The sequence below is a fragment of the Roseateles sp. genome (genome assembly GCF_047654805.1).
Taxonomy (GTDB): domain Bacteria; phylum Pseudomonadota; class Gammaproteobacteria; order Burkholderiales; family Burkholderiaceae_C; genus Pelomonas.
The window spans coordinates 722,622-744,053 of the sequence record NZ_JASGIV010000001.1; the positions used below are offsets into that span (position 1 = coordinate 722,622).

A 21,432-nucleotide genomic window follows, 5' to 3' on the forward strand; every position below is an offset into this window, starting at 1 on the left:
CTGGCGCCGTGGTCTCCTGCCTATGCGCAACGGTCTTTGCCGGCTGATCGGGAGGCAGTAATCGCTGCTCCGCTATGCTCGTCGGGCATGGTGGGATTTGGTGATCGATAACAATGGGCAGCGTATCAGAGCTTGCTTCTGTTGTCCTCACCGGGGTCTCCCTAGTCTCCTCTCGTCGTACTTCTGTACGGGAAAAGCGGCACTGAGCCTTCCGCGAAGCTGACCATTCGATGGCGGGAGCGTAGGACCTGTAGGTCCTGGATCAGTAGCCTTGAGAGGCGCCATAGGGGGCCACTTCGTGTCGAGGTGTCTCGGGCTCGCTCAGCTCGGTAAAGGCCGGATGCTGGCCGATACCCCGGTTGCGGGCAGCCTCGTGGCCGAAAGGGTGGGGATGACCCTCCCCTGTCCACTGACTGCATCCCCGTTCTTCTTGGGTACGATTGGGATCGATAACAGTATTGATCGGTGTTGAGAGCAAATCAGGTGGCCCAGACGTGACCACTGACACAGCGTTTGAGGTAGTCAAGCGACCGGGCCGCAGTGGAGCGCTGGCATGAGCAAAGGAGCCTGCCTGTTCATGGCTTTGCGTCCGGTCATTCAAGGAAGAGAAGGCATGAGAGACAAGAGACGAGCACTTCTTCGCCAACCTCATATGCCCTCCGCATTTGCCCCTGCAACGACTGCGTGCCACTGGAATGACAGTGCGGTTGCGTCAAAGCAGGGTAGTGCACCCCAGGCTGGAGCTACTCCGGCAGTAGGGGCGAATGCGGTCGCGCATATGGCCTCGGCGGAACGTCGCAAGATCGATTCAAGCAGGGAACAGAAGACCGATGAACTGGACGCTGTGCTGATAGCAAGGGCGGTAGCTGCCATCAAGGCGGGATGGGTCAACGTTTCGTACGCCGTGCAGGACAAGGGGACCACCGGACGCTTGTCCCTTTTGTCTGTGGGTTCTCAATCTCGGAGGACCAAGTCAACGAGCCTGCTCGCTCGCGGTGCCGCTGTGGCGCTTCTGCTTTCGCTCCAGTGTGGAGTCACCGTTGCATTGCCGCTTTCCGTGATCCATCTGGGCGACTCGGCATCCGAGCGTGTTGCTGCCGTTGCAGTCAAGGATGCGCCAGTCCAATCGAGACCGACCATAGCGTTGGGTGAGAAGGCACGACGCCTGGTGCCACAGTCCTCATCCGGCCCCGCAAACATCGAGTTTGATGTTCGGGTTGATCCGTCCGCCCAGAACTACGTCAGCCTTCGACTCTGGGGCAGCGACGACACCTGGTCGCCACTGTCCTTGCGGACTTCAGGTGGCCGGATGAAGCTGGCCGACCTGTGGTGGCACGTCACCCGGGAAGCGCCGGTGCCAGGGCGGTTCTTCTACCGTACCGTGCCGCTTCCCTTGGAGCTGACGCGTGGGAAGCCCGCCATCAGGCTCCGCATCGAGAGCACGCCCGCGCCGGAGCACATCGGCGTGTTTCGCAACGCCGACGCGCCGGCGCCAATTCTTTCCCACCGGCCAAGCTTCGCCATTTACGGGATCTACAGCCACACGGACCCATGGTTTGACCCCCCTTCCGCGGAGCGCCAGGGACCTGCCTTCGAATGGGGCGCGCCAGCACCGAAACCCGCCGGCTATCCAGCCAGCGTTGAGGAGCGGCTTCTGGAGCGCGCCCGGGTGGATATCCGGCGGGCCCTGAATCACGACGTGACTCGCAGCATCTATGGTGTCGGACACCGATATGACACCCGTGTGCTGGAGACGCTTCCGCTTATTTTCAACACCCCTTGGTCGGGCCATTTTCAAGACATGGCGATAGCTCGCCGCGTTTTGGCGGGGATCGACGCCAACGTGAAGCGCCAGATGGCGCAAGGTGGAGAGCCTGGCTTGATGTTCTATCGCGGCTGGGGCGAGCATGGCAACATTGCCTACGCGTACTCCCAGATGCATGAGGTGTTCTCGGCGGCTGGTTGGTTGGATGAAGCCTGGCCCCAGACGCCCTCAGGTAGCGCAACGTCAGGATCGATGCCCCCGGCGGCGACTCGTCGCGAGGCCTATGCCGACTTCTTCAATGCCGCATTCGAATGGCGGCAGCAGGACCGACGGTCCTGGACGAACCAACCCATCTATGTCAACGAATCGCTTTACCGCATGCAGAGGGCGCTTCGGCTGCTGGGGGATCCGCGAGCGTTGACGGAGGCCCAGGCCCTTCGCTACATCCATGAGGCGCTGGGAATTTTTCCACTCAGGTCGAGGCCCTTCGCCATTGCGGCCGGCAACGCGGGGTACCCCTACCACTCCATCACAAGGGCAGGGCTCACGCGCGAGAAAGGCTACGTGGACGGCTATGGCGAGCTAAGTGACCATGTCGCCAGGTTGGCGGAGGAAACCGGGGATCCGGCAGTCCTTGAAGTTGCCCGCAGATTCCTCCATGCACGGGCCGTGTTCCGGGTGCCGACGCAAGACGCTGCGGGCAATGCGGCCCTGCGCGGGATCGGCGCGATCAGCTGGCGCGGCACGACGTTTCCGTTCCGAATCGCCTACTCAGGTATCGAGGAGGCTGCACTTCTTCAAGGTGATCCAGTCGCGCTACGGTTGGCCCAGTTGGAGATTGGCCACGGCCGCCTGCACCTGCTGCCGGCGGCCCCTGAGCAGGGGCCGCACTGGCATCCTGCAACGTCGATCCGCATGGTGGAACACTACCGCAAGGTTTCACAGATGCCAGCTTCTGCCTACCGTCTGCCGGCCGAGCCAGGCCAGGCGGATTTCGTATGGGCCGACCCCGAAGACGGTGTGTTCGTCTTTAGGCATGGTGAGGAGCTTGTCTACGGTTCGTTCTTCAACCTTGATGCTGCTAACGCACGGGCTGTAGGTGAACGGGGGATCGTTCACCGGATACGAGGGGAGCGTGAGCAGCTTCTCGAGTTTCCAGTTCTGTTCGGGATGACCGATAGCGGACTTGGCCTGGATCTGACCTACGACTTCGGGACGCGACGCCGTCCGCAGGCGCCTCCCCCGCCGGGGTTGGGGCCGTGGCCGGTTGAGCCTCCTGAGATGACGGACTTCAGAGCCGGACGTGCAGACTTCTACTATCAGCAATTGGGTCCATACCTGATAGTGATGAACGCGACGGAGCCCGGCACGTACAGGGAGAAGTCTTGGGCGTTTCCTGCGCAGGAAGGATTGGGCATGGTCCGTGACTTGGCAACGGGGGAGGTTGTGGATCTCTCTCAGCCGCTGAAGGTTCCTCCGATGAAAACACGTGTCTTCGTTATTGAGAGGAATGGCAAGTGAGGATGCTCTTCTCTCCGATTGCGTTGAAGCTGTGTTTATCGGCGTTGGTCCTTCTTGGCACCGCTGGCGTTGGGCGTGCGGCACCATCCATCATTTTTCCAGGGAGCGTCGGTGCGCCTGTGCGCGCGGAGCACGCTGAGCGGGTCTCGGGCAGGCACCCGGAGCGCTGGATCGCATCGGTCCGGGCCTCGGCTTATCAGCGGGGGCACGAACCTTTCAAGGTGGTCGATGGCGACGCGCGCAGCGATTGGCGGGTTGCCGGGCCTCCGCCGGCGCCCATGTCCCGTGGCCAGTGGATCGAGATCGAGCTGAACGAGGCAGCGCCCATCGAATGGGTCGATGTGCATTGGCTTGGCGATCGTGCCTATGAGTACAAGGTGGCCAAGAAGATCCGTGATGATTTTCGCGAGCCGGTCAGCGAGGGGCGAAGCGCTGGCAATGCATCGGGCTTCGAACGCATTCAGCTTCCGCGCGGCACGTTTGCCCGTGTGTTGCGATTTGAGTTCTCCACCGCCGCTGACAACGCCGTGCAAGGCGTTCGCGAGATTCGCGTCGGAGGGCTCGCGTTCCCGGCCGCGTACCCGCCGGCGGCTGATGCGCATGCCACGGTGGAGCCCGTGCGCCGGATTCTCTACGTCGAGTTCGAAAGGCTGATTCACCTGACGACATTTGATCCCAAGCTCTCCTATGCTGATGGCGGCGCAGGTCTGCGGCTGATGCCGCGTGCAGACGCTTTCGAAGGTGGACATGCCGATTTCGAAATCGCCACAACTCCAGGAAGGGACAACTGGGTCACGTTAAAGCTGTGGGAGAGTCATATCGAGCCGATGATGAAGCGAGGCAACCTGATCGTCTTGGAGACGCTGGATGGCGGTGCCAGCCAGCTAGGACGGACGCTTTTGCCAGAGCTGGTCTCTGAGCAGCAGCGTCTTGAACAGGAGTGGTACGGCGGCCCTAAACCGCAACCCGGCCGATGGGCCTGGGCGCACTACAGGTTGCCGAAGGACTTGGTCGGTAAACGAAGCATGATGAAGCTCCGCGCTCAAGGTGTCGGCAACGTCCGCCGCGATCGCGCAATGCAAGCTCCTGCGCCGGCCATCTATCGCATTGAGAGTTCGTTGGCTCCACAGATAGATATTGGCGAGAAGCGGGATTGAACTGAATCGCCTCGGGTTTGACCCTGCGCTGCCCCCAGGATTCGTAGCACTTCGATCTAGAGCCCAGGGGTTTGCATCGTAGTTGTCGATGCGGGGTTTGGCGCGGTGTCGCCAGCATGCTGGCGACACCGCGCGGCGAACACGGCCGGCGGCACATACCCGAGGGTGCTGTGCGGCCGGTGGTGGTTGTAGTCCTCGCGCCAGTTGTCGATGACGCTGCGCATGTGGCTCGGGCTGGCGAACCAGTGCTGCGACAGGCACTCGTCTCGGAAGCGGCTGTTGAAGCTCTCGATGTAGGCGTTCTGCACCGGCTTGCCGGGCTGGATGAAGCGCAGCTCGACGCCGCTCCTGGCGGCCCATGTCTGCATCGTCCGGCCCGCGAACTCCGGGCCGTTGTCGGTGCGGATCACTTTGGGCAAGCCTCGTTCGGCCTTGACCTGCTCGAGCACCCGCGTGACATACAGCGCGGGTATCGACGTGTCCACGGCGATCTGCACTGCCTCCTTGCTGCAGTCGTCCACCACAGTCAGCGTCTTGACCCTGCGGCCGTTGGCCAGCTCGTCGAACACAAAGTCCATGCTCCACACCTCATCGGGTTGCATCGGGCGCACCAACGGCTGCCGGCGCGCGTCAATCTAGTTGTCGCCTCGGTTATGCAGCCAATGGCTGACTATCCTTGCTGCGCCGGGTCGCAGCGACGACAGAGTCGCGTTCTGGGTTGAGCGTGACGGCCGCGATGTGCGACCAGTCCCGCGTGCGGCCTGACCAGCGCGCCGGGTTGCGCTTTCGGGCCTTGTGATACACGTCGTGCCGGGCCGCGAGGAGCGCAACGTCCGCGCCGTCGTGGCGCTGCGCCGGGCTCACGTAGCGGATGCCGCTATGACGGTGGTCGTAGTTGTACCAATGCACGAACTCGCGCGCCCATTCGCGCGCGGCGCCGAGGTCGGCGAAGCCCTTGTCCGGGAACTCCGGCCGGTATTTGGCCGTGCGGAACAACGACTCCACGAAGGCGTTGTCATCGCTCACGCGAGGACGGGAGTACGAGGGCTTCACGCCCAGCCACCACAGCATCGCCAGCACCGTGGTGGCCTTGAGCGTGGCGCCGTTGTCGCCGTGCAGGACGGGCCTGTCGTCGCGCGGCAGGGCATGGATGCCCTCCGCCAACGCGGTGCGCTGCACGAGCCGCGCGGCGTGATCGCTGTCGTCCTCCTCATGCACCTCGAAGCCCACGATCTTGCGGCTGTAGACGTCCAGGATCAGGTACAGGAAGAACCAGCGCCCGACGACCTGCGTGGGCAGGAACGTCATATCCCAGCACCACAGCTGTCGCGGCGCGGTGGCGATGTGCGTGGTCGGCGGCCGGCTCTTGCGCGGCGCCTTAGCCCGCCCTCGATGGCGCATCTGGCCCTGGGCGCGCAGCACGCGTGCGAAGGTGGATTCGCTGGCGATGTACACGCCCTCGTCAGCCAGCATCGGCACGATGCGCGCCGGCGGCATGTCGGCGAAGCGCGGCTCGTTGGCCACGCGCAGGACCTCGGCGCGCTCGGCTTCGGTCAGCGCATGCGCGGGCACCGGGCGCATCGCTGCGGGCCTGCCATCGCCCGTTTCGAGGCCCTGGTGAGCATTCCAGCGCTGCAGGGTGCGTGCGGTGATACCCACCACCTCGCAGGCCTGGTGAAGCCGGGCTCCGGCTCGGCGCGCGACTTCAATGTTGCGGGCATGTTCTTGGCGATCTTCGAGGCCGATCATTCGTCCTCGCCCTGCGTGTTTCTTTGGAAGATCGCCGCCGTTTTTTTTGAAAGTACCAGCAGCGCTGCTGTCTCCGCCAGGGCCTTGTCTTTGCGGCGCACTTCGCGCTCGAGCTCCTTGATGCGACGCCGATCCTCGCGGGTCTGCGACGGGCTCGCGCGCGCCTCCTCGGGCGCGGCCAGGGCCTGCGTCGCACTGGTGCGCCACTGCAGCAATTGCTGCGGGTACACGCCGTTCTCGCGGCACCAGGCGCTGCGCGTGGCCTCGTCCATGGCCGCGGTCGTGATCACCGCCTCCAGCCGCGCGGCGGCCGTCCACTCGCGCTTTTGCAGCGGCTTGGACAGCGACTGCGCGCGCCAGCGCTCCAGCGTGTCCACACCGATGCCGATCTCACGCGACACCACCTCCGGCGGCGCGCTCTCCGGCGGCAGCATGCGCGCTACCGCCCGATCCTTGAATGCTTGTCCGTATCGAGCCAACTTCTTCTCTCATCGTCACCCCCAATTCTTCGGTTCTATCGGGGCGACAACCATTCTGACGCGGGGGGCTGCCGCTCAGGCACGGGCAGCTTCTTGCGCCGGCGCTTGCGCACCATCAGCCCTTCCTCGCGGTAGACCCGGTAGGTGCGCTTGACGTTGATCGTCCAGCCTTCGAGCTGCAGTCGGCTGTGCAGCATGCGGTAGCCGTGGCGGCGATGCTGGCCGGCGAGCTCTGTCAGTCGCTCACGCAGCCGGCCGTTGCCGTCGTCGCGGGGCCGGTAGCGCAGGGTGCTGGCGCTCATGCCCACCAGCTTGAGGGCCCGGCGTTCGCTCAAGCCTTTGTCCTGCAACTGCCGCACAACCTCGCGCTGCGCCGCCACGGCCATCACTTTCCCTTGAGCACCTCGCGCATCGCGTCGATCTCGAGCATCGAGTTGGCCAGCAGCTTCTTGAGCTTCGTGTTCTCCGCCTCCAGCGTCTTCAGCCGCTGCGCGTCCGACACGTTCATGCCGCCGAACTTGGCCTTCCAGGCGTAGTAGCTCGGCTCGCTGAAGCCATGCTTCCTGCACAGCTCCTTGACCGGCAGGCCAGCGTCGGCCTCACGCAGGAATCCAATGATTTGTTCCTCGGTGTATCGCTTCTTCATCGGTCCGATCTCCATCTCGGGTTGATCGGACTCTAGAACTACCTGCTGCGAATCTCAGGGGGCAGCGCACAGCCTCCCAGGATTCGGGCGTACTGCCGCGTTCCCAGATGCGGCGAGCCGTGCATGCGACTGGGGAACAGGAAGTCCTCGGATCTCAGCCCGGCTTGCTTGATCCAGCGCTGCACGGCGTCGCGGGTCACCGGCGTGATCTCGAATTGAACGGGGCGCTGCGTCTTGTGCTGCATCACCACCGCCCGACTAGCGACGGCGTCACCGTGGCAGATATCCCGTACTTTGAGCGCGACGAGGTCGCAACCGCGAAGCTTGCTGTCGATGCCGAGGTTGAACAACGCGAGCTCCCGCACACGGTTCTCCATTTGTAGCCGGACGCGAAGTGCCCAGATGTCCTTGACCTTGAAGGGAGCTTTCTGCCCGACGATCTTGCCCTTGTTCCAAGGCTCCCGCGAGGGAATGCTGGCTGCTGGTCCCATGATGGTCTCCCATCGAGTTGAGGGCCAAACAGCATGCGCCTTTGCGACACAGTCGGTGCTGGCTGCAGTCCGCTGCACGAGGGTCAGCTTTCCGGCGCTTGGATGACTTCACGCTGTCGGCCAATTACAGTCACTGGACTGCGAGCACGGCAATCGGACCTTCACTGAGCTGATTTCGAAGCACGTCCCGGCCGACTGGCGTACCAGCGCGGGCGAACGACAGACGGCCGGGCGCCGAAGGCTTCGCTGCATGTCGCCTCGATCGGACGCAGCAGGTCTGACAGAAAACCGACGAAGTCCTGGACGACAGCGTCCCGCTTGGATTCTGGCCGGATGAGCGCGCTGAAAGGGGGCGAGTCACTGCTTTCCCAATCAAGCAGCACGGGCTGCAGCAAACCATCGCGAACGAACGGCCAGACTGACAGGTCGGCGAAACGCCCGACGCCCTGACCCAAAAGCACCGCCTGCAGCACATCGTCGCGGCTGGCGCAGGTAAGCCAGCCGCTGACGGCCACTTCGTCGACCACACCGTCGCGCGTGTGGCGCCACAGGTCGAGCACGGTGCCCTCTGGGCTGCGGACAAGCGGGCAAGCGTGGCGCACCAAGTCTGAAGGCCTGGCCGGCACGCCGTGTCGTCGCCAATAGGCGGGGCTCGCGCAGATGATCAATCGGCTCTGCGCCAGGGGGCGCTGCACGAGGTCCACGCTCCCAGGCCAGCCCAAGGCCACAAGAACGTCGATGCCGCGCGTCACGGTGTCCTTGAGGTTCAGGAAATCCATCGTGCGCAAGTCGATGTGCACATAAGGCTGCCGTTCGTGCCAGTCGGCCAAGGCTGGCACCAGCAGGGCGCGCGACAACAGCGGCGGTGCGCCGACTACAAGGCTGCGGGCACGTCGGGCGCCTGGCGTCGCCAGCGCACGGTCGGCATCGGTCAACTGCGCCAGCAGCGGCGTGCAGCTCTCCAGGTACTGCGCACCAAGCGCCGTCAGCGCCAGCCCCTGCGTGCTGCGGTCGAGCAGTTTCACGCCCAGTTCGCGCTCAAGTGCAGAGACCAGCTTGGTCACAGCTGGCACGCTGACGTCGAAGCGACGGGCCGCCGCCGAGAAGCTGCCTTCTTCGGCAGCGGCCACGAAGTAGTGCAGCGCGCGCAGCTTGTCCATCTCGGTCTACTCGTCGAGCGCCTTAACTTTTGGTTCAAGCGCATTGTGCCTGTGGGGTGCTTTCGTGCCCAGGGGCCTGACTTCTACAGTGAACACCATCGACACACCGGAGCGCGTCCATGAACACCACCATGCTCACTGTCGCCGGCCCCGCATCCCGGCCACGCAGTCTGTCTTTGCTGTCTGGTGCATTTGCGCTGTTCAACGGCTTGCGCGTCGTCGCCTACCTGCCCACCCTGATGGCCATCCAAGGCAGCGGCCATGCCGATCAGCACTCGCTGTTCACCTGGCTGACCTTTCTGGGCGCCAACCTGACGATGGCGCTGTGGCTGTACGAACAGAACGGGCGGCGCATGAACCGCGCCGTGGCCGTCAATGCCTTCAATGCCCTGATGTGCGGTGCCATCGCCGTCTCGATCGTGTGGTTGCGCTGGGTTCAGTCGACCACGAGCCTTTCGGCTTTTCTCTGACTCTGCGGAGGACTCCATGCGCCACTTTTTGCTCTGTGTCGCCGCCCTGGCGACCCTGGCCAGCCCCGTCGCCGCGACGGCACAGCCCGCCAACCCTGACGGCTTTCCGACGCGACCCTTGCGCATGCTCGTGCCGGTGCCGGCCGGCGGCCCCAGCGATTTCATCGCGCGTCAGGTGGCGCATCAACTGGGCACGTCGCTGGGCCAGGTGGTGACGGTGGAGAACAAGCCGGGGGCCAATGGACTGGTCGCCGCACGCGAGGCGCTGGCCGCCCCCGCCGACGGTCACACCCTGCTCTACGCACCGGGCTCGATGATCGCAATGCCCCTGCTGGTGAAGGGCTCGGGCATGGACTGGTCGCAGGACTTCGCGCCACTGGGCAAGATCGGTCGTGTGCCCTTTGCGCTGGCCGTTTACTCGGGTGTGCAGGCACGCACGGTGGCGGAGTTGGTGAAGCAGGCGGGCCAGCAGCCGGGCACGCTCAACGTGGCCACCAGCACGCCGAGCGAGGTGCTGGCCGCCGCTCAGTTCATGAAGGCCGCCGGCATCCAGCTCACACGGGTGCCCTACAAGGGTGGTACGCAGGCGCTGCCGGACCTGCTTGCGGGCCGAGTGCAGCTGATGTTCGGGCCGCTGTCGCTGCTGCAGCCGCAGACCAAGTCGGGTGCGCTGCGCGTCCTCGCCGTGGTAACGCCCGAGCGCAGCCCTGCGCTGCCCGATGTGCCGACCATGTCCGAGGTCGGATTTGCCGAGGTGGAGGTGCCCACTTGGCAGGGCCTTTATACGGTGGCCAAGGTGCCTGCGGCGCTGCGCGCCCGCCTAGCTGCCGCCCTTGACGCGGTGATGGCCAAGCCAGACATGCGCGCCGAGTTCGAACGCCGCTTGCTGGCCGTCGAGCGAGCGTCACCACGGGAGCTGACCGCAACCATCACCCGCGAACTTGCCGTCTGGTCCGCCGTGGTGGACGAATTCAAGCTGAACGCCGACTGAAGGCCTGGACCGCCGGAATATGACGCGTGTTCTCTTCTGCACTACTGGCGGGCTTGGCCACCTGCTGCCTTTGCGGCCCGTGGCGAGGGCACTTCGTCATCGAGGGCACGAGGTTGCCTGGGTGACGTCCCCCGACGTATTGCCGCTGCTGCAGGGCGAGGGCTTTGATCTCTTCGCTGCCGGCCCCACCTTCGAGGCCAGCCGGCGCCAGTTCCGCGCAGCGTATGTCGATGCGGCGCGGTTGGCCGGCGAGCTTTTGTCGGCGTATACGTTTCCCAGGCTCTTCGGCGCCGTGCTTGGGCCCGCAATGCTGGAGGACGTGGAGCAAGCTGCCCGTCGCTGGTGCCCCGACTTCATCATGCATGAGCCCGCCGCGCTGGCCGCACCCCTGGTCTGTCGGCAACTTGGCCTGCGCAACGTTGCGCATGGCTACGGGCTGCGGCCGCCGCGTGAGTATCTCGAGCATGCGATGAACTTCTTCGGGCCGCATTGGCGGGCGCGCGGCCTGGAGGCCCCCGTCGATGGCGACCTGTACCGCCACCTGGCCTTGGACACCGCACCTCGGAGCCTTCAGCCGTCGCGCGAACCTGAGGGAGCGCGCACGTTCCGCTACAACGCCTACCGCGCGGTTGGCAAGGTGCCCGCTGCTTTGCCTGCTGATCTGCGGTCGGCACTGCAGGGGGCCGTGATGTGGCGCCCAAGGATCTACGTCACCTTCGGCACCGTGTTCAACCGCAGTCCGGCGCTGATAGCCGCCGCTCGGGCGGCCGCCCAGGTCGGTGGGCTCGTCGTGGTCACGATCGGTGCAGACGGGGACCCGGGATGTCTGACAGACCTGGGCGCGCATGTGCATGTGCATCGCTTTGTCGAACAAGCGGCGCTGCTGCCGTACTGTGACCTGGTGGTATCGCACGGCGGTGCGGGAACCTTGCTCGAGGCGGCGGCGCACGGTATTCCGCATTTGGTTCTGCCACAGGCGGCAGACCACTTCCGCAACGCACGTGCCATCGTATCGGCGCATGCCGGCCGCAGCATTGCCCCGGAGCATCAGACCGTGGCGCTCGTGGCATCGGCGCTAGCGTCAATGCTGGAGGGTGGCGCACTCGCCGTCGGCGCTAGAGCCCTCGCTCAGGAGTTTGCCGCCATGCCAGACGCAGTCGCGGCGGCAGACAGGTTGGAGGAATGGCTGGTTTCTGAGTCGGGCGCACCTGGATATGGGTGACCGCTTTGCCTGCCGCGGTATGTCGCTAGTGGGTCGGGAGCGCCAATCCAACGCTTCAAGCAGCAGGCATTCGACAACGACCGCCGCGGGCAGCCCGGCTGAACGACCGCAGCGCCCGCGACACCGGTCGTTGAACCCATGAGCCGGCCAAGTGCGCCGGCGTCCGCTTCTTGCCAGAGAGCGTGAATTCGGTGGCTGATCGTCGATGACGGCATCCGCTGCGAAGCCGAAGCTCAGACGGGCCGGCGGCTTGAGGCTGGCTGCCGACATCCAGTTTCGGGTGATCCGATGACTGCTCCCGTCGGCACCGGTCATTCGACTGCGCGTGGGCTGCTTTGCCGCCCTGGACTTGCAGTCGCTGTTGTTCGACGGGTTGATGAATGATGCCTCGCCGCAATTGGCACTTTGAAACTGAGCACCTCTGCATTACTGACTAGACTCCGCCCATTACTCACCCGGAGCAGTTACGTGGCCAAGTCCCTGTCGCACATCCAGAGCCAAATCCAGAAACTCCAAAAGGAAGCCGACGCCATTCGCGCGACCGTGATTGCGCGCATTCGCAAAGAGATGGCACAACACGGCCTGACGGCCGAGGACCTGTTCGCCGAAGCGCGCAGCACGTTCATCGGCAACGGCCGCCGCACGAAGGCCAAGGCAGCCGCCACCAAGGCCCCCAAATACGCCGACGGTGCCGGCAACACCTGGGGCGGCATGGGCAAACGTCCGGGTTGGATCCGTGAGGCGCTGGAGGCCGGCCGTGCGCTCGAGGAGTTCCTGGTTGGCGCCATCGCCAAGCCGGCGAAGGCAACCAAGGCCACCAAGCCCGCTCGCAAGAAAGCCGCCACTGCAAAGAAGGCGCCTCCCGCTCGCAAGCCCCCAGCCAAGAAACCCGGACGCGCGGCGGCCACCAAGAAAGCCGCAGCCAAGCATCCGGCACGCAAGAAGGCTTCCTCGTCCGCTGATACCCCGGCCGAGTCCTGAGAAGCCTAGCGGCCAGCAGGGGCTCAGCCTCGCTTCAGGTTCGGCTGTCACACTGCAGGCGATTCCTCCCGGAATCCCTGCTTCTCCCTCCCTGAGCAGGCCGGCCCTGCCGGTTCAAGCCCCGTGGCGATGCCCCGGGGCTTTTGTTTTTGTTCGGTCTGTTCGGGAATGCGCCGATCAGCTTGTGTGACGCAGGCGCCGAACAATCTCGCGCACGCGCACTTCGCCATTGGGCACCAGCGTGTCCAGGTCCGCGCGAGCCCATCGCAGCGCATCCAGGCAGCACAGCATGTCGTCGCTGATGCCGACGTCCACGGCGCGCAGCTCGAACAGGTCGAACGGAGACGTCCGGCCGTTGAACGTGCCGGCGATGAAAGCCGCGACGCGCCGCGTCTGTCCCGAGTCGCCCTGCTCGGCGATCTTCAGCAGTCGCGCGAACGCCCGCTCGGCCTGCGCAGCCGCCTTCTGCGAACCTGCACAGCTGCGAATTGGCATGGAGTAAGCAAGAGAAATGGATGGGAACATCAGTCCATTTTTTGGTTAGAAAGTAGCTCTCAACGAAGGCTCCTAGAGCCTAGTCCGCAGGAGCTATGAAAGAACCATGTCGTCCGCAACCCCACCCTCATCCATACGGCTGAGCGACCTCACCCACCCCGTCGTGGCCGGTCTGATTTCGGTCATCGTCAACTACGGCGGCACCTTTATCCTGGTGTTCCAGGCGGCCAAGGTCGCCGGCCTCAGCCCAGAGCTGACGGCTTCGTGGGTGTGGTCGATTTCGATCGGGGTAGGGGTGACGGGGCTCATTCTCAGTTGGGTCACTCGTGAGCCGATCATCACGGCTTGGTCGACACCAGCGGCAGCGTTTCTCGTCACCGCGCTGGCGACCACGCCCTATGCGGAAGCGGTCGGCGCGTACCTGATTTCTGCTGCGGCCTTCGTCCTGCTCGGACTGTCGCGCTACTTCGAGAGAGTTATCCGGCTGATCCCTCCCGGTGTGGCCTCCGGGCTGTTGGCTGGCATCCTGTTGCAGTTCGGGATCGGTGCCTTCGGCGGCATGAGCGTCGACCCGCTGCTGGCGGGGCTGCTGATCGTCGCCTACGTTGTACTGAAACGGTTCACTGCACGTTATGCCGTGGTCGGCATTTTGGTGTTGGGCCTGGCGTTCCTGCTGATCCAGGACCGTGTCGATCTGTCCGGTTTGACGTTGAAGTTCGCGGCCCCGGCTTTCACCATGCCATCGTTCTCGCTCAACGCCTTGCTGAGCGTGGCGTTGCCGCTGTTCCTCATCACCCTGACCGGCCAGTACATGCCCGGCATGCTGGTGCTGCGCAATGATGGGTTCAAGACCAGCGCCAATCCCATCGTGACGGTCACCGGGCTGGGCTCGCTGCTAATGGCGCCCTTCGGCTCGCACGCCTTCAACATTGCCGCGATCACGGCGGCCATTTGCACGGGGCGCGAGGCACATGAAGATCCCTCTAAGCGCTGGATCGCCGGTATCGCAGCGGGCGTGTTCTACATCCTCGTCGGCGTGTTCGGCGTGACGCTGGCCGCCGTCTTCATGGCATTCCCGGCGACGTTCATCACCACACTGGCGGGCCTCGCGCTGCTGGGCACGATCGGCGGCAGCCTGGCCAACGCCATGGCCGATGCCAAGACCCGGGAAGCCTCGCTGATCACGTTTCTGGCCGCCGCAGCCAATATCAAGATGCTGGGTGTTGGCGGTGCCTTCTGGGGCCTGCTGATCGGCTTGGTGGCCTACGCCGTGCTCAATGGCCGATGGTCGCATCCCCAGCCGCAGATCGAGGCGGCCACCATTTCCGTACCGGCCGCAAGCAAAGGAGCGGCCAACTGATGCCAGCCTCGGCCGTCACGCAAACCAGCCACGATCAACACGGCCTATACCCGCAGGCAGCCACGGTCGAAGACTTTCGGCAGAATCTGGTGAATGTGCGCGAGCGTATCGACGCAGCCTCTCGTCGCGCCGGCCGCGACCCAGCGAATGTGCGTCTGCTGCCTGTCAGCAAGACCTTTGATGAGGCGCACATCCGCCTGGCCTACGCCGCCGGTTGCCGCCAGCTCGGCGAGAACAAGGTGCAGGAAGCCCACCGCAAGTGGACTGCCATGGCAGACCTGGCGGACCTTCAGTGTTCGGTCATCGGCCATTTGCAGACCAACAAGGCCAAACTGGTGGCTGCCTTTGCAACGGAGTTCCAGGCACTCGACAGTTTGCGTGTCGCTGAGGCGTTGGACCGCCGCCTGCAGGTCGAGGGGCGTTCACTGGACGTCTTCGTTCAGGTCAATACCTCCGGCGAGGCCAGCAAGTACGGCTTGCAGCCGCAAGAAGTGTTGTCGTTCGTCAAAGAACTGCCGGCATTCACAGCCTTGCGTGTGCGGGGCTTGATGACGCTGGCGTTGTTCTCCAGCGAAGCCGAACGAGTACGACAGTGCTTCATTCTGCTGCGAAACCTGCGCGATCAATTGCGCGAATGCGCACCAACGGGCATTGGGCTAGGGCCTGTTAACACAAACGCAATCCGTCAGCGATCAGAGCGAAGCTGATGAAGGCGGTGAACATGATGTCGAGCTTCTCGAAGCGGGAGAAGATTCGGCGATAGCCCTTGAGGCGGCGGAACAGGCGCTCGACTTCATTGCGGCGCTTGTACATCTCGCGGTCGTACTCCCAGGGCTCGATGCGCGTGCTCAGGGGCGGCACGACAGGGATGAACCCCAGGTCGAGTGCGAGCTGCCGAGTTTCGTTGCCCTCGTAGGCGCGATCCATCAACAGATGCAAAGGCCGATTGGGCGCACCGAGCCGCTTCAGCAGAGCTCGCCCCTCGGGAGCATCGTGCGCCTGCCCTGGTGACAGCGAGAAGGTTATGGCCGTGCGCGCGTCCGCCGCGACGAGATGGATTTTGGTGTTCCACCCACCACGGGATTTGCCGATAGCTTGCGGACCGTTTTTTTTGGCGCGCCGGTGCCATCGGGGTGCACCTTGACGCTGGTGCTGTCCAGCGACACCGCTTCAATCTTGATCTGCACGATCTGCGCCTGCTGCAATTGCTCGAAGGTCCGGTCCAAAACGCCCGACTTTGCCCAGCGGCTCATGCGCGTGTAGATCGTATGCCAGTTGCCGAAGCGCTTGGGCAAGCCGCGCCATTTGCAGCCGTGCTCAGCAACGTAAAGGATGGCATTCAACACCTGCAGATTCGACAGGCTGACATTGCCGCGTTGCAGCGGCAAGCAGTGCTCGATCTGCGCGAATTGGGCTGCTGTGATCTCCATGCACTCACTGTCGCAGCCCAATTGCTTTGGTGCAATTAGTGTTAACAGGCCCTAGAGGAACTGTCCATGGGCATGTCCGGTGACTTCGAGATCGCCATCGAGGAAGGCGCCACCGTCGTGCGCGTCGGCCAGGCCATTTTTGGTGCGCGCAGCATCCCTGACAGCCATTACTGGCCCGCGGGCTCAACCACTGAGGAATCGCCGTCATGAAGACCGCCATCGCCATCCACCACGTCTGCTTCGAGGACCTGGGGACGCTGGAGCCCTTGCTCGAAGCTCGGGGCTACGCCATCCGCTATGTGGACGCCACGGTCGATGACCTGCGCACGCTCGATGTCGCGACCCCGGATTTGCTGGTCGTGCTAGGCGGCCCGATCGGCGCCTTCGACGAGGCGCTTTACCCATTCATCGCTGACGAGTTGAACGTATTGCACAAGCGACTGGAGAGCCGGAAAGCGCTGCTGGGCATATGCCTAGGGGCGCAGTTGATAGCCCGTGCATTGGGTGCGCATGTCGGCCCAATGGGTGTTAAGGAAATCGGCTATGCCCCGTTGAGCCTAACGGCGGAAGGAAAGGACTCACCGCTGGGAGCGCTCGGCGATGTACCTGTGTTGCACTGGCACGGGGACCAGTTCGACATTCCAGCGGGCGCATTGCGCCTGGCTGGTACGGACGTCTGCTCCAACCAAGCATTCGCCCTTGGACATCATGTCCTCGGACTCCAGTTCCATCTGGAAGCAGATGCGCGGCGGATCGAACGATGGCTGGTAGGCCATAGCTGTGAGCTCGCGCAATCAGGGATCGACCTGCTCGGGCTACGCGCACAAGCCCATGCGCTGCAAGCACAGTTGCCGGCAGCAGCTTCCGCAGTGCTTTCTCGCTGGCTTGATGCGGCTGAACCAGATCCCCAATGAGGCCGGCCATGAGGGCGCGGCGTCAATCTCCGAAGAAAGACAGCCGCACGGGGTAGCGCCGCGCACCTCTAGGAGCAACACGGCCTCGACAACCTAAATGCGATTGCCGACGCTGTCGTCCGCATGGGATCTCGTCGAGTATGCGTGCCGTTCACGTGGACCTTGAAACGCCGACCAAGCTACAGCGATGCAACATCTGGGCATCGGTGCTGCTGACTCATCGGTCCCGAGTCCGCGCGCATCCAGGGCACCTCTGGAGTCTTTGGCGCAGTGGCTATACGCGACATCCACAGCTCACACCATTGAGCTCAGAGCCTCGGCAGCTCGCATAAGCATCACCGTTTTTGTTCGTAGTCAGCGCTAGGACGCTCACCTAGATTGCGGAACCTGACATGACAGGTCAGGCCCTCTCTCTCACTGAGCATGAACGCCGTCGCTGACGCCCCCTTACATCCTGGCCCTGCCGCCGTGCGGCTGTACAGCCGCATCCGCGAGGACATCCGCGAACGCATCGTCAGCGGCGCTTGGCAGCCGCATGATCGGCTGCCCTCCGAGAGCGCGCTGATGGGCCTGTACGGCGTCAGCCGCATCACCGTGAGGCAGGCACTGGGTGACCTGCAGAAGGAGCGCGTCATCTTCAAGGTGGCGGGCAAGGGCAGCTTCGTCTCGCCAACCAAGCCCTTCCAGGAACTCGGCCGGCTGCAAGGATTTGCCGAGGCCATGGGGGCATTGGGCCACGACACCTACAACCGCGTCCTGTCCGTGAGCATGGTGCCGGCGACCGAAGACGTCGCCCAGCGCCTGTTGCTCACGGCCGGAGATCTCGTCACCGAGATCCGCCGCGTGCGGCATGTCGGCAGCCAACCGGTGTCGCTGGACCTGACCTGGCTGCCGCTCGCACTCGGCCAGCGTGTGGCCCGCGAAGACCTGGCCGTGCGCGACATATTCGGCATCCTCGAAGCCGACTGCGCCGCGCCGCTCGGCCATGCCGACCTCGTCATGGACGCCCAGCTCGCCGACGCTGAACAGGCCGCGCTGCTCGGCGTGGACCGTGGCGCACCGCTGCTGCACATCGAAAGACTCACGCACGGCACCGACGGCCGGCCGCTCGACTACGAGCACCTGTACTGCCGCGCCGACAACTTCCAGTACCGGCTGCGCCTGCAACGCGGCCCGAATCTCAAATGAACACCATAGAAACCGAAGTCGACGTACTCGTCATCGGCGGCGGCACCGCCGGCCCGATGGCGGCCGTCAAGGCCAAGCAGGCCAATCCGAAGCTGCGCGTGCTGCTGCTGGAGAAGGCCAACGTCAAGCGCAGCGGCGCCATCAGCATGGGCATGGACGGGCTCAACAACGCCGTGCTGCCCGGCCACGCCACGCCCGAGCAGTACGTGCGCGAGATCACCGTCGCCAACGACGGCATCGTCAATCAGAAGACGGTCATGGCCTATGCGGCCAACAGCCACGCGATGGTCGAGGAGCTGGACCGCTGGGGTGTCAAGTTCGAGAAGGACGAGACCGGCGACTACGCCGTTAAGAAGGTCCACCACATGGGCAGCTACGTCCTGCCCATGCCCGAGGGCCACGACATCAAGAAGGTGCTTTACCGCCAGCTGAAGCGCGCGCGGGTGGAGATCACCAACCGCCTCGTCGCCACGCGGCTGCTGACGCACGAGGGGCGCATCGCCGGCGCGATGGCCTTCGACTGCCGCACGACGGATTTCCACGTCATCCGTGCCAAGAGCGTCGTGCTGGCCTGCGGCGCAGCCGGGCGCCTGGGCCTGCCGGCCAGCGGCTACCTGTTCGGCACCTACGAGAACCCCACCAACGCGGGCGACGGCTACAGCATGGCCTTCCACGCAGGCGCCGAGTTGTCGGGCATCGAGTGCTTCCAGATCAACCCGCTGATCAAGGACTACAACGGCCCAGCCTGTGCTTACGTGACCGGCCCCTTCGGCGGCTACACGACCAACGCGCAAGGCCAGCGCTTCATCGAGTGCGACTACTGGTCGGGCCAGATGATGTGGGAGTTCTATCGCGAGCTGCAGGGTGGCAACGGCCCGGTGTTCCTGAAGCTGGACCACTTGGCCGAGGAAACGATCCAGGAGATCGAGACCATCCTGCACACCAACGAGCGGCCCAGCCGCGGCCGCTTCCACGCCGGCCGCGGCACGGACTACCGCGAGCGCATGGTGGAGATGCACATCTCCGAGATCGGCCTGTGCAGCGGCCACTCGGCCTCGGGCGTGTGGGTCAACGAGCATGCGCAGACGACGGTGGCCGGCCTGCACTCCGCGGGCGACATGGCCTGCGTGCCGCACAACTACATGCTCGGCGCCTTCGTCTACGGCAAGCTGGCCGGCGAGAGCAGCACGGCCTTCTGCGCCGAGCACGACTTCGCGCCGGTGGATGCGGCCCAGGTCGAGGCCGAGCGCGCCCGCGTGCAAGCGCCTCTGCTGCGTGACAAAGGCCTTCCACCCAACCAAGTCGAGTTCAAGCTGCGCCGGATGGTCAACGACTACCTGCAGCCGCCCAAGGTCACGAAGAAGATGGAGATTGGTCTGGAACGCTTCGAAGGCATCCGCGAAGACCTCGACCAGCTGCAGGCCCGCGACCCGCACGAGTTGATGCGGGCGATGGAAGTGCACGCCATCCGTGACTGCGCCGAGATGGCCGCGCGGGCATCGCTGTTCCGCACCGAGAGCCGCTGGGGCCTGTACCACGCGCGCGTCGACTACCCCGAGACCAACGACGCCGACTGGCGTGTGCACGCCCAGCTGCACAAGGACGCGCAGGGCCGCATGGCCTGCTTCAAGCGCGCCATCGAGCCCTACATCGTCCCCATCGCCCAGGCCGACAGCTCGGCCTACGCACGCCTTCGCATTCCCGCGGAAGCCGTCCCCGCTTGAAGGATCACTTCATGAGCACCGTCATGACCACCCCCATCCGCCCGCAGGCCCTGACGCCTTCGCAGGTGCCCGTCACCGTCGATGCCGACAAGTGCATCGCTCACAAGGGTTGCACCGTTTGCGTGGACGTCTGTCCGCTCGATGTGCTGGCCATCGACCTCAGCAAGGGCACGGCCTACATGAAGTTCGACGAGTGCTGGTACTGCATGCCCTGCGAGAAGGACTGCCCCACAGGAGCCGTCCACGTCGAGATCCCTTACCTGTTGCGCTGACCTCCACCACCATGAAAAAGCTGACTCTCCTCGCCCTGTCCCTGGCCTTCAACGGCATCGTCAATGCCGAAACCATCCGTGTCGCCATCGGCACACAGGACACGACGATCAACTGCGCCACCGGCGGCCTGCTGATCCGCGAACTCAAGCTGCTGGAAAAGTACCTGCCCAAGGACGGCAAATACAAGGGCGTCACCTACGACATCCAGTGGAAGAACTTCACCTCCGGCGCGCCGCTGACCAACGAGATGGTGGCAGACAAGCTGGACATCGGCTCCATGGCCGACTTCCCCGGCTCCAACAACGGTGCCGCCTTCCTGAAAGCCGGCAAGAACAGCATCTTCCTGACCGTGCTGTCGGGCAGCACGCTGGGCAGCGGCAACGGCATCGTGGTCCCCAAGGCATCGACCATCACGTCGCTGTCCGAGCTCAAGGGCCGCACGATCTCCGTGCCCTTCGCATCCACGGCCCATGGCATGCTGTTGCGCGCTGTCGCCAGCCAGGGCTGGGACCCGCAGAAGGACGTCAACATCATCACGCAGGCGCCCGAGGTGGCCGGCCCCGCGCTGCAGGCCAACAAGATTGAGGCGCACGCCGACTTCGTGCCCTTCGCGGAACTCTTCGAGCACCGCGGAATCGCCCGCAAGATCTACGACGGCGCGCAGGCCTCGGCACCGACTTACCACGGCTCGCTGGTGTCGGGTGAGTATGCGAAGAAGTACCCCGAGATCGTCGTCGCCTTCTTGCGTGCGGCACTTGAAGCGGACCGACTGATCGCTTCCGAGCCCGAGAAGTACAGTGAGCTGATCGAAAAGGTCACCGGCATCGAGGCCGGTGTGAACTATCTGTACCACGGGCCGCTCGGTCTTCAGACGCGCGACCTGACCTGGAAGCCCGAGTACCGCAAGGCGCTGGCGACGTCCATCGAGACGCTGAAGCTGATGGGCCGCGAGTCGCCGTTGAAGGCAGAGACCTTCGTCGATGACCAGTACATCCGGGCAGCGTTCAAGGCGTCTGGCATCGACTACGAGGCCCGGCTGAAGAACTACGACAAGGCTGCCCTGAAGGCAAACGACTTCGTGACCGGCAAGCCGATCACCGACGTCCAGCGCGTGGCGGGCATCTGGGTTGTCGGCGAGCCCAAGGTGCGGCACTACGCCAGCATTGAGGGTGCGTTTGCGGACCTGCGCAAGCTGGAGGGCGAGGGCAAGAGGACGCGCGCGGTCTACGTGCATGACCTCGTGCATCGCATCAAGCTGCTGGCGCCCAACGCGTCCTTCGTCGTCGACGGCAAGGGCCAGCTGAGTGCCTTCCTGCAGAAGGACGCCGCCAATGCCTACGCCTCCGCGGTGAAGGGCAAGGCGCTGGACTTTGCCGGCGCGCAGGCCGCGGCCAAGGCCGTTCGCTGACGAGGCGC

The 21,432-nt window shown here is 64.4% G+C and carries 18 protein-coding genes and 4 pseudogenes; 14 read left to right on the forward strand and 8 right to left on the reverse strand.

The genetic code is table 11. The features are described from left to right. Positions 1-778: 778 nt before the first annotated feature. A complete protein-coding gene (locus tag QM732_RS03210) occupies positions 779-3,286 on the forward strand; it encodes a hypothetical protein (protein ID WP_415654760.1) in 2,508 nt (835 codons plus the stop codon). A gap of 2 nt (positions 3,287-3,288) precedes the next feature. Continuing rightward, a complete protein-coding gene (locus tag QM732_RS03215; protein ID WP_415659332.1) occupies positions 3,289-4,443 on the forward strand; it encodes a discoidin domain-containing protein in 1,155 nt (384 codons plus the stop codon). Positions 4,444-4,499: 56 nt separating this feature from the next. Here QM732_RS03215 and QM732_RS03220 read toward each other — a convergent pair whose 3' ends face one another. From QM732_RS03220 to QM732_RS03245, 6 genes and pseudogenes are all read right to left on the reverse strand, one after another. Beyond that, positions 4,500-5,045, reverse strand: a complete 546-nt coding sequence (locus QM732_RS03220; RefSeq protein ID WP_415654761.1) for an IS3 family transposase — start codon at positions 5,043-5,045, stop codon at positions 4,500-4,502. 49 nt (positions 5,046-5,094) lie between these two features. Beyond that, positions 5,095-6,671, reverse strand: a pseudogene (locus tag QM732_RS03225) (IS3 family transposase). Between the two features lie 35 nt (positions 6,672-6,706). Then, complete coding sequence (locus QM732_RS03230; RefSeq protein ID WP_415659333.1) at positions 6,707-6,973, reverse strand: IS3 family transposase; 267 nt, start codon at positions 6,971-6,973, stop codon at positions 6,707-6,709. Then, positions 6,947-7,317: pseudogene (locus QM732_RS03235) on the reverse strand (transposase); the annotation flags it as partial. The pseudogene QM732_RS03235 and the gene QM732_RS03230, both read right to left, overlap by 27 nt. Before the next feature lie 74 nt (positions 7,318-7,391). Further along, positions 7,392-7,808 (reverse strand): annotated as a pseudogene (locus tag QM732_RS03240) (integrase); the annotation flags it as partial. Between the two features lie 161 nt (positions 7,809-7,969). Continuing rightward, the gene (locus QM732_RS03245; protein ID WP_415654762.1) at positions 7,970-8,968 is read right to left on the reverse strand and encodes a LysR family transcriptional regulator; all 999 of its coding nucleotides are present in this window, start codon (positions 8,966-8,968) and stop codon (positions 7,970-7,972) included. 119 nt (positions 8,969-9,087) lie between these two features. On the opposite strand from QM732_RS03245, the gene QM732_RS03250 reads away from it, so the two are divergent. The 4 genes from QM732_RS03250 to QM732_RS03265 all read left to right on the forward strand — a co-directional run bounded on the left by QM732_RS03250 (position 9,088) and on the right by QM732_RS03265 (position 12,632). Then, on the forward strand, positions 9,088-9,438 hold the full coding sequence (locus QM732_RS03250; RefSeq protein WP_415654763.1) for a hypothetical protein: 351 nt from the start codon (positions 9,088-9,090) through the stop codon (positions 9,436-9,438). A 16-nt stretch (positions 9,439-9,454) separates the two neighbouring features. Continuing rightward, positions 9,455-10,429, forward strand: coding sequence for a Bug family tripartite tricarboxylate transporter substrate binding protein (locus QM732_RS03255; protein ID WP_415654764.1), 975 nt, complete (start codon positions 9,455-9,457; stop codon positions 10,427-10,429). A 19-nt stretch (positions 10,430-10,448) separates the two neighbouring features. Further along, positions 10,449-11,651, forward strand: a complete 1,203-nt coding sequence (locus QM732_RS03260; protein WP_415654765.1) for a glycosyltransferase — start codon at positions 10,449-10,451, stop codon at positions 11,649-11,651. A gap of 468 nt (positions 11,652-12,119) precedes the next feature. Beyond that, positions 12,120-12,632 (forward strand): H-NS family nucleoid-associated regulatory protein, encoded by a 513-nt coding sequence (locus tag QM732_RS03265; protein ID WP_415654766.1) that lies wholly within the window; start codon positions 12,120-12,122, stop codon positions 12,630-12,632. A gap of 177 nt (positions 12,633-12,809) precedes the next feature. On the opposite strand, the gene QM732_RS03270 is transcribed toward QM732_RS03265, so the two are convergent. Continuing rightward, on the reverse strand, positions 12,810-13,127 hold the full coding sequence (locus QM732_RS03270; protein WP_415654767.1) for a hypothetical protein: 318 nt from the start codon (positions 13,125-13,127) through the stop codon (positions 12,810-12,812). A gap of 106 nt (positions 13,128-13,233) precedes the next feature. Here QM732_RS03270 and QM732_RS03275 point away from each other — a divergent pair, with 106 nt between their 5' ends. Together QM732_RS03275 and QM732_RS03280 are read left to right on the forward strand one after the other, a co-directional pair. Beyond that, positions 13,234-14,487, forward strand: coding sequence for a benzoate/H(+) symporter BenE family transporter (locus QM732_RS03275; protein WP_415654768.1), 1,254 nt, complete (start codon positions 13,234-13,236; stop codon positions 14,485-14,487). Then, on the forward strand, positions 14,487-15,194 hold the full coding sequence (locus QM732_RS03280) for a YggS family pyridoxal phosphate-dependent enzyme (protein WP_415654769.1): 708 nt from the start codon (positions 14,487-14,489) through the stop codon (positions 15,192-15,194). The genes QM732_RS03275 and QM732_RS03280 overlap by 1 nt, the downstream gene beginning before the upstream one ends. Here QM732_RS03280 and QM732_RS03285 read toward each other — a convergent pair. Beyond that, a protein-coding gene (locus tag QM732_RS03285; protein WP_415654614.1) for an IS5 family transposase occupies positions 15,154-15,917 on the reverse strand; the annotation gives its coding sequence in 2 pieces (ribosomal slippage) (positions 15,154-15,602 and positions 15,602-15,917; 765 coding nt in all). The genes QM732_RS03280 and QM732_RS03285 overlap by 41 nt on opposite strands. A 48-nt stretch (positions 15,918-15,965) precedes the next feature. On the opposite strand from QM732_RS03285, the pseudogene QM732_RS03290 reads away from it, so the two are divergent. From QM732_RS03290 to QM732_RS03315, 6 genes and pseudogenes are all read left to right on the forward strand, one after another. Then, positions 15,966-16,127: pseudogene (locus tag QM732_RS03290) on the forward strand (YggS family pyridoxal phosphate-dependent enzyme); the annotation flags it as partial. Then, entirely contained in the window at positions 16,124-16,831 is a 708-nt protein-coding gene (locus QM732_RS03295; protein ID WP_415654770.1) for a glutamine amidotransferase, read from the forward strand. The pseudogene QM732_RS03290 and the gene QM732_RS03295, both read left to right, overlap by 4 nt. A gap of 423 nt (positions 16,832-17,254) precedes the next feature. Further along, positions 17,255-18,019 carry a GntR family transcriptional regulator gene (locus QM732_RS03300; protein ID WP_415654771.1) on the forward strand — a complete coding sequence of 255 codons (765 nt, stop codon included), beginning with the start codon at positions 17,255-17,257 and terminating at the stop codon, positions 18,017-18,019. Further along, entirely contained in the window at positions 18,016-19,743 is a 1,728-nt protein-coding gene (locus tag QM732_RS03305; RefSeq protein WP_415654772.1) for a fumarate reductase/succinate dehydrogenase flavoprotein subunit, read from the forward strand. The genes QM732_RS03300 and QM732_RS03305 overlap by 4 nt, the downstream gene beginning before the upstream one ends. 11 nt (positions 19,744-19,754) lie before the next feature. Then, on the forward strand, positions 19,755-20,015 hold the full coding sequence (locus QM732_RS03310; RefSeq protein ID WP_415654773.1) for a ferredoxin family protein: 261 nt from the start codon (positions 19,755-19,757) through the stop codon (positions 20,013-20,015). Positions 20,016-20,026: 11 nt separating this feature from the next. Beyond that, positions 20,027-21,424, forward strand: a complete 1,398-nt coding sequence (locus QM732_RS03315; RefSeq protein ID WP_415654774.1) for an ABC transporter substrate-binding protein — start codon at positions 20,027-20,029, stop codon at positions 21,422-21,424. Positions 21,425-21,432 lie beyond the last annotated feature (8 nt).

What these genes read in the sequence shown, in the direction of transcription:
- QM732_RS03275 (WP_415654768.1), top strand. Translation starts at nt 13,234, where the DNA reads ATGTCGTCCGCAACCCCACCCTCATCCATACGGCTGAGCGACCTCACC.
- QM732_RS03250 (WP_415654763.1), top strand. Translation starts at nt 9,088, where the DNA reads ATGAACACCACCATGCTCACTGTCGCCGGCCCCGCATCCCGGCCACGC.
- QM732_RS03295 (WP_415654770.1), top strand. Translation starts at nt 16,124, where the DNA reads ATGAAGACCGCCATCGCCATCCACCACGTCTGCTTCGAGGACCTGGGG.
- QM732_RS03255 (WP_415654764.1), top strand. Translation starts at nt 9,455, where the DNA reads ATGCGCCACTTTTTGCTCTGTGTCGCCGCCCTGGCGACCCTGGCCAGC.
- QM732_RS03215 (WP_415659332.1), top strand. Translation starts at nt 3,289, where the DNA reads ATGCTCTTCTCTCCGATTGCGTTGAAGCTGTGTTTATCGGCGTTGGTC.
- QM732_RS03210 (WP_415654760.1), top strand. Translation starts at nt 779, where the DNA reads ATGGCCTCGGCGGAACGTCGCAAGATCGATTCAAGCAGGGAACAGAAG.
- QM732_RS03260 (WP_415654765.1), top strand. Translation starts at nt 10,449, where the DNA reads ATGACGCGTGTTCTCTTCTGCACTACTGGCGGGCTTGGCCACCTGCTG.
- QM732_RS03305 (WP_415654772.1), top strand. Translation starts at nt 18,016, where the DNA reads ATGAACACCATAGAAACCGAAGTCGACGTACTCGTCATCGGCGGCGGC.
- QM732_RS03245 (WP_415654762.1), bottom strand. Translation starts at nt 8,968, where the DNA reads ATGGACAAGCTGCGCGCGCTGCACTACTTCGTGGCCGCTGCCGAAGAA.
- QM732_RS03280 (WP_415654769.1), top strand. Translation starts at nt 14,487, where the DNA reads ATGCCAGCCTCGGCCGTCACGCAAACCAGCCACGATCAACACGGCCTA.
- QM732_RS03270 (WP_415654767.1), bottom strand. Translation starts at nt 13,127, where the DNA reads ATGCCAATTCGCAGCTGTGCAGGTTCGCAGAAGGCGGCTGCGCAGGCC.
- QM732_RS03310 (WP_415654773.1), top strand. Translation starts at nt 19,755, where the DNA reads ATGAGCACCGTCATGACCACCCCCATCCGCCCGCAGGCCCTGACGCCT.
- QM732_RS03300 (WP_415654771.1), top strand. Translation starts at nt 17,255, where the DNA reads ATGAACGCCGTCGCTGACGCCCCCTTACATCCTGGCCCTGCCGCCGTG.
- QM732_RS03230 (WP_415659333.1), bottom strand. Translation starts at nt 6,973, where the DNA reads ATGAGCGCCAGCACCCTGCGCTACCGGCCCCGCGACGACGGCAACGGC.
- QM732_RS03220 (WP_415654761.1), bottom strand. Translation starts at nt 5,045, where the DNA reads ATGCAACCCGATGAGGTGTGGAGCATGGACTTTGTGTTCGACGAGCTG.
- QM732_RS03315 (WP_415654774.1), top strand. Translation starts at nt 20,027, where the DNA reads ATGAAAAAGCTGACTCTCCTCGCCCTGTCCCTGGCCTTCAACGGCATC.